At 68.4% G+C, this 3205-nt stretch carries 3 protein-coding genes; all 3 read left to right on the top strand.

What is annotated here, in order from left to right:
- Positions 1 to 118 precede the first annotated feature (118 nt).
- The 3 genes from AOK18_RS24905 to AOK18_RS24895 all read left to right on the top strand — a co-directional run bounded on the left by AOK18_RS24905 (position 119) and on the right by AOK18_RS24895 (position 3147).
- Complete coding sequence (locus AOK18_RS24905) at positions 119 to 385, top strand: hypothetical protein (RefSeq protein WP_055571332.1); 267 nt, start codon at positions 119 to 121, stop codon at positions 383 to 385.
- Positions 382 to 774 carry a type II toxin-antitoxin system VapC family toxin gene (locus AOK18_RS24900; protein ID WP_055571333.1) on the top strand — a complete coding sequence of 131 codons (393 nt, stop codon included), beginning with the start codon at positions 382 to 384 and terminating at the stop codon, positions 772 to 774. The genes AOK18_RS24905 and AOK18_RS24900 overlap by 4 nt, the downstream gene beginning before the upstream one ends.
- 1119 nt (positions 775 to 1893) lie before the next feature.
- Complete coding sequence (locus AOK18_RS24895; protein WP_055571334.1) at positions 1894 to 3147, top strand: helix-turn-helix domain-containing protein; 1254 nt, start codon at positions 1894 to 1896, stop codon at positions 3145 to 3147.
- The last annotated feature ends 58 nt before the right edge of the window (positions 3148 to 3205 follow it).

Raw genomic sequence — 3205 nt, 5'->3', positions numbered from 1 at the left:
CACCCCCGCGGTCCGCCGACTCCGCCAGGCCCCCACCGGATGCACTCCCGCCCTCCGTGCTCACCGCCACGTGATCCGCGCATCAGCATCGAATGCCATACCGCGCTATGGTTGATGTATGGCTACCAAGAAGGTGACTATCACTCTCGACGAATCTCTGGTCGAAGCCCTGGCCGGAGCCGCCGAGGAAGAAGGCATCCCGCTCTCCCGCCTCGTCGCCGGAGCAGCCGAACGCGAGCTGCGCCTGCGGGCCGGCCGGGCCGTCATCCAGGAGTGGCAGGCAGAACACGGCGCCTTCACCCCCGAAGAGCTCGCCGCCGCCCGCGCGGACCTCGCCGCCGCCGACGCCGAGTACCTCAGCGGCCCGGGAGCCTCGGCCGCGTGAACATCCCCTACCTGTACGACGCCGGGGCGCTCATCGCCATCGACAACGACGACCGGCGCATGTGGGCCCGCCACAGCCTGGCCCTCGACGACGGCCGGGACATCCACGTCCCGTCCGTCGTCGTCAGCCAGGCATGGCGGGACTCCCGCCGCCAGGTCAGACTCGGCAGGTTCCTCGCCGGGTGCCACGTCGTACCCGTCGGCATCGAAACCGCCAAAGCCGCAGGCATCCTCTGCGGCAAGGCCGGCACCTCCGACATCGTCGACGCCACCGTCGTGACCATGGCAGCCAGCCTCGGCGCCATCATCTGGACCTCGGACCCGAACGACATCCGCACCCTCATCGACACCCAGAACATCAAACCCGCCCCTGTCATCCGCACCGTCTAGTAGTCCAGCCGCAGGACCTGAGATCGTTCGACTCTGGCTCACATCCGGTGGTGACGCACGGCGACGATAGTCACGCGCAGCGATGCGCCCATTCGACTCATCGTTCAGGGCTTCGCGACTCCGGACGTGTCGGTGGAGAGGCAGCTGGCCCGGGTAGACATCCACCGGCTCGACCAGCACTCTCGGTCGCCACCGAATGTAGGCCAGAGCCAGTTCGATTGACAGCCCCGACCTGATCGCCCTCCTGCGCAGCAACGACTCCACCGTCCGGGAATGGGCGGCAATTGCCCTGGCGAGCCTGGAGATCGAAGGCGCGGTCGAGCCGCCTACCGTGCCTGCCTGGAACGGGCGACACCGCCGGACTGGAGCGAGCCCGCCCAACATCCCCTGGGCCCTGACCGAACTGGGCGCACGCAGCCCTGTCGTCCTTCCGCTCACAGCACGCCTACGAGCGCACCGCTGCAGATGACGTCCCCGGCTGCCCTCGGCCCACTTCACCGAGATCATCAACGACCTCGCCGACCACGCCCAGGTGATCCTCTACTCCCAGTTCTGGCAGGTGGAAGCCAGCCGCACGTACGGCATCTCCGGCACCGGCCTCGACTGGGAACTCGACTGGACCGCGCCCTGGGAGCACCTGGTCGAAGAGTCCCGCAGATGGTCCCTGCTGGAAGCCTCCGAAGCCCCCGCCGGCGACAACGTCTTCGTCGCCCCGCCTGGATCGACCGTACCGACCTGTACCCGGAGAGGTGGCCGATGCCGTTCCGGCACCTGCGGAGACCAGCTGCGGCTACGTAATCGAGCACTGCAACTTCGTGAAGGACGCGACCCCGCCCATGGCCCCGTCACTCTCGAACACTTTGTTCCGATCATGGTCAATCCCGGTCACTCTGAGGAACGGACGGGGAACAGCGAAGAACGAAAGAGGCAACGGGCAACACCGCCGAACCCCGGTTCTTCAGGCAAGGGTCGTGCCAGACTCAGTTTTGGACGCGAGGCGAAACGACGCCTTTACAGCAGGTGTTCACCGTCGAGTTTCGCGTCGACCGATGATCGTCTGATGACGGCTCCCGTGAGGGCGAACGGCTCTCGCGGTCACTGTTCAAAGGGAGGCTGATAATGAACACGAATTTACGTTTCGGCCCGGAACTTCGCCGTTTACGAGTGGAAGCGGGGCTGACTCTTACCGAGTTCTCCGTGGCGCTCAACTACGACAAGGGACACCTCAGCAAGGTCGAACGCGGAGAGCGTTCCCCGTCCCCCGAACTGGCCCGGCGGTGTGACGCCTTCCTCGGCGCGGACGGCGAGCTGCAGCGCCTGGCCACCCGCCCTGAAGCGGCCTCGGACTCGGACTTCGCCGAATTCCCCGCCGATCCGAGCCCTTGGCTCGTCGGGCGTCGGGCAGTCCTCTCGGCGGGTACAGGAGTGCTGATCGATCTTGGCCTGAAACTCGGCGGTCAAGCGTTGTCCTCCGCCGACGGCCCCCTCCTGGGCTCCTACCGCATGCAGTTCGACCAGCTGCGGAAGCTCGGTCAGTCCACCGCCCCCAAGATCCTGCTGCCCCTGCTGGAGACGCAGACTCGCATGGTCGCCGGGCTCGCCTCCGATGCCAGGTCCGCCTCCCGGGCCTCCGCGCTCCTGCTCGCCTCACGGTTCGCGGAGTTCACTGGCTGGATGGCCCAGGAGGCCGGGGACAGCGACGCGGCACTCGGCTGGACGGGCGAGGCCGCCGAACTGGCGCGCGCCGGAGGTGACCCGTACCTCGGTTCCTACGCACTGGTGCGGCGCGCCCTGGTCACGATGTACGGCGGGGACGCCGCTGGCACCATCGCCCTGGCCCGCCGAGCCCAGGGCACCGAACTCCCACCGCGCATCAGAGGGCTCGCTGCCCAACGAGAGGCCCAAGGGCACGCGCTCGTCGGCAACGAAGTCGACTGCCTCCGCAGCCTCGACAGGGCGCGGGAACTGCTCTCCGACGACGACGCCCTCAACGGCGCCGACCCCGTGATCGGAACCTCACACGTGAGCGATCCGGCGGCGATGTCGACCGGCTGGTGTCTGCACGACCTCGGGCGCCCCAAGGCCGCTGCCGAGGTGCTCGACCGGGAGTACCGCCGCCTCCCGCCGCACGCGCTGCGTACCCGCGCCCGGTACGGCTTCCGCAGGTCCCTGGCACATGCCGCCTCCGGGGAGGTAGAGCACGCGTGCGCGATTGCCGGGGAGTTCCTGGGAGTGATGCCGGCCGTGCCCTCGGCGACGGTGAACAGCGACGTCCGACGCCTGGCGCGGGAACTGTCCCGGTTCCGGAGCAGCCGCACCGTACGTGATCTGCAGCCCGCGCTGGCACGCGTACTCACCCCCGTGCACAGCTGACAGCCGCTCCACGACCGACACGGACTCGAGCCCCCGGCTCGCCCCACTACCCGCCCCC

The organism is Streptomyces prasinopilosus (genome assembly GCF_001419695.1).
GTDB classification, from domain to species: Bacteria; Actinomycetota; Actinomycetes; order Streptomycetales; family Streptomycetaceae; genus Streptomyces; species Streptomyces prasinopilosus.
This window is presented reverse-complemented; position numbering and strand designations above follow the sequence as displayed.

What these genes read in the sequence shown, in the direction of transcription:
- AOK18_RS24905 (WP_055571332.1), top strand. Translation starts at nt 119, where the DNA reads ATGGCTACCAAGAAGGTGACTATCACTCTCGACGAATCTCTGGTCGAA.
- AOK18_RS24895 (WP_055571334.1), top strand. Translation starts at nt 1,894, where the DNA reads ATGAACACGAATTTACGTTTCGGCCCGGAACTTCGCCGTTTACGAGTG.